4 protein-coding genes and 1 pseudogene are annotated in these 3,091 nt (G+C 78.8%); all 5 read left to right on the top strand.

The genetic code is table 11. The annotated features are described in order from the left end of the window. Positions 1-427, top strand: a 427-nt coding sequence (locus HLB09_RS14930) for a DUF3499 domain-containing protein (RefSeq protein WP_171204122.1), incomplete at its 5' end; no start/stop codon positions are given. A 198-nt stretch (positions 428-625) separates the two neighbouring features. Continuing rightward, on the top strand, positions 626-895 hold the full coding sequence (locus tag HLB09_RS14925; protein WP_171204121.1) for a hypothetical protein: 270 nt from the start codon (positions 626-628) through the stop codon (positions 893-895). Positions 896-1,048: 153 nt separating this feature from the next. After that, positions 1,049-2,566, top strand: coding sequence for a phosphomannomutase/phosphoglucomutase (locus HLB09_RS14920; protein WP_171204120.1), 1,518 nt, complete (start codon positions 1,049-1,051; stop codon positions 2,564-2,566). Beyond that, positions 2,563-2,862 carry a Trm112 family protein gene (locus HLB09_RS14915; protein ID WP_171204119.1) on the top strand — a complete coding sequence of 100 codons (300 nt, stop codon included), beginning with the start codon at positions 2,563-2,565 and terminating at the stop codon, positions 2,860-2,862. Before HLB09_RS14920 ends, HLB09_RS14915 begins: the two co-directional genes overlap by 4 nt. Further along, positions 2,855-3,091: pseudogene (locus HLB09_RS14910) on the top strand (SIS domain-containing protein); the annotation flags it as partial. The gene HLB09_RS14915 and the pseudogene HLB09_RS14910, both read left to right, overlap by 8 nt.

Genomic DNA, 3,091 nt, shown 5'->3' with positions numbered 1-3,091 from the left:
CTCCTCGGCCGGCGCGCGCCCCGGCCTCCCGCCCGGCGCCCGGCGGTGCTGCCGCAGCGCCTGCCCGCGCCCCGCCGTCGCGACGCTCACCTACGTGTACGCCGACTCGACGGCCGTCCTCGGCTCGCTGTCGGCCAGCCCCGAGCCGCACACCTACGACCTGTGCGCCCCGCACGCCGAGCGGCTGACCGCGCCGCGCGGCTGGGAGGTCGTGCGCCTGGCGCCCGACGTCTCGCACGAGCGCCGCAGCGACGACGACCTCCTCGCGCTCGCCGACGCCGTCCGCGACGCCGCCCGCCCGCGCGCCTCCGACGCGCAGGGCCCCTCGAGCGCGGCTCAGCGGGGCCCGGTCGAGCCGCCCGCCCAGGAGACCGCGCGCCGCGGCCACCTGCGGGTGCTCCGCGACGCCGGAGGCCCCCGGGGCTGATCCCGGACGACGGGACCGGAGGACGGGCCGGACGACGGGCTGGGGCGGGGTCGTCGCGACGCCGCGCCCGTCCGGCGTCGGCCGCACCTGAGCCGTTCCGGACGGATCTGCCCGAAGGGCTCAAGGTCCTCACCCGGTCGGCCGATGGCAGGGGGGTCACGCCGCCGCCGGCGGCCCGATCGTCCTCCAGGAGCAGTCGTGCCCAGCAGCCGCGCCGCCTCGTCCGCCCCCCGCCAGCGCCGCCGCGCCGAGCCCCCGCCGCCGCTGGGCTCCCTCACCCAGGCCGACGCCGTCACGGCGTCGTGCAGCAGCTGCGGGGCGGGGCGGGTCACGCGCCTGGCCATGACCCTCACCGACGGCACGCCGGCCGTCTTCACCTCCTGCACCCGCTGCGAGCACCGCGGCTGGGAGGCCGACGGCGCCGTCCTGTCCATCGACGACGTCGTGGACCGCACCCGCCGCCCCTGACCGCCGCCCCCGACCCGCCGCCCCTGGCCCGCCGCCCCTGGCACGACGGGTCGCCAGCGCCGGCGCCGACGGGTGGAGCGGCTGGCCCGTGAGGGTGGTGGCCGCCTCCTGGCACGGCCCCCCGCCCGGCGCCGACGGGTAGCCTCCGCCGACGTGACCACGCCCCCGCCGCCGACCGACCTCTCGCACATCGTCAAGGCGTACGACGTCCGCGGCGTCGTCCCCGAGCAGTGGGACGAGCGGACGGCCCGCGCGCTGGGCGCCGCGGTGGCCGACGTCCTCGTGCTCGAGGCGGCGCACCCCGCGGGCGGCGCCGACCGGGCCGCGCCCCGCGGCCGCCGGCTCGTCGTGGGCCACGACATGCGCCCGAGCTCGCCCGGCCTCGTCGACGCCTTCGCCGCGGGTGCGCAGGACCGGGGCGTCGACGTCGTCCTCGTCGGGCTCTGCTCGACCGACGGCCTCTACTACGCGAGCGGCGCCCTCGACGCGCCGGGCGCGATGTTCACGGCGAGCCACAACCCCGCCCAGTACAACGGCGTCAAGCTCTGCCGCGCCGGCGCGCGCCCCGTCAGCCTCGACACGGGGCTGGCCGCGGTGCGCGACCACGCCGCTGCGTCCCTGGACGCGGGCGGCCCCGAGGTCGTCGACGAGCGGGGGAGCCGCACGGAGCAGGACGTCATGCGGGGCTACGGCGAGCACCTGCGCTCGCTCGTCGACCTGTCCGGGGCGCGGCCGCTGACCGTCGTCGTCGACGCCGGCAACGGGATGGCGGGCCTCACGGTGCCGGCGGTGCTCGGCGAGGCCGCCGGCCTGCCGGCGCTGCCGCTCGACGTGCGGCCGCTCTACTTCGAGCTCGACGGCACCTTCCCGAACCACGAGGCGAACCCCCTCGAGCCCGCCAACCTCGTCGACCTGCAGCGCGCCGTCGTCGAGCAGGGGGCCGACCTCGGCCTCGCCTTCGACGGCGACGCCGACCGCTGCTTCGTCGTCGACGAGCGCGGCGACGCGGTGAGCCCCAGCGCCGTCACGGCCCTCGTCGCGCTGCGCGAGATCGCCCGGGAGCGGGAGGCGGACCCGGACGCCGAGGTCGTCGTCATCCACAACCTCATCACCTCGCGCGTCGTGCCCGAGCTCGTCGCGGACGCGGGGGCCACGCCCGTGCGCACGCGCGTCGGGCACTCCTACATCAAGGAGGAGATGGCGCGCACGGGCGCCGTCTTCGGGGGCGAGCACTCGGCGCACTACTACTTCCGCGCCTTCTGGGGCGCCGACACCGGGATGCTCGCCGCGATGCACGTCCTCGCCGCGTGCGGGGAGGACGAGCGGCCCCTGTCGGCCCTCGTCGCCGACTACGCCCCGTACGCCGCCAGCGGCGAGGTCAACAGCGTCGTCGACGACGTGCCGGCGGCGGTCGAGCGCGTCCGCCAGGCCTACGCCGCCCGGGGCGCCGGCTTCGACGACCTCGACGGGATGACCGTGACGGCGCCGGTCGGCTCCGGCGACGAGGAGCAGGGGGCCCCGGCGCGGGGGCCCGGTGGCCGGGCGTGGTGGTTCAACCTGCGCGCCAGCAACACCGAGCCGCTGCTGCGCCTCAACGTCGAGGGTGTCGACGCGGCCACCATGGCGGCCGTGCGCGACGAGGTCCTCGCGCTCGTGCGGGCGGACGCGTGAGCCGCCCGGAGGCTTCGCGCGGCGGTGCGGCCCGCCGCGGCGCGCCGCCGGAGCCGCCCGCCTGGCTGCGGGAGGTGCTGCGGTGCCCGGCGACCGGGGGTCCGCTGGAGGACCGCCGCGACGCCGACGGCCGGCTCGTCGGCCTCCTCAGCACGAGCGCCGAGCCGCCGCTGCTCTACCCCGTCGTCGACGGCGTGCCCGTGCTGCTCGTCGACGAAGGCGTCCCCCAGACGTCGTCCGGGCCGTCGCCCGAGGGCTCGTCGTCCTCGGTGCGGGGGGAGCCCGCAGGTGGCTGACCTCGACGAGGCGCTGCTCGACGACGCCGACCGGCTCGCGGCGGCCGACCCCTCCTCGGTGCTCCGGGCCCTCGCCGGCGCCGGCGCCCAGGTGCGCCGCGCGCTCGAGCTCGTCGAGGAGTCGCCCGCCGCCCGGTGGGGCCGTGAGGACCGACCGCGCGCGGTCGTCGTCGCGGCGCGCGGCGGTGCGACCGTCGTCGCCGGCGCGCTCGAGGCTCTCGCCGGCCAG

Source organism: Pseudokineococcus marinus (assembly GCF_013004605.1).
GTDB lineage: Bacteria > Actinomycetota > Actinomycetes > Actinomycetales > Quadrisphaeraceae > Pseudokineococcus > Pseudokineococcus marinus.
The sequence above is the reverse complement of the archived record's forward strand: the minus strand, read 5'-3'. Positions and strand labels throughout refer to the sequence as shown.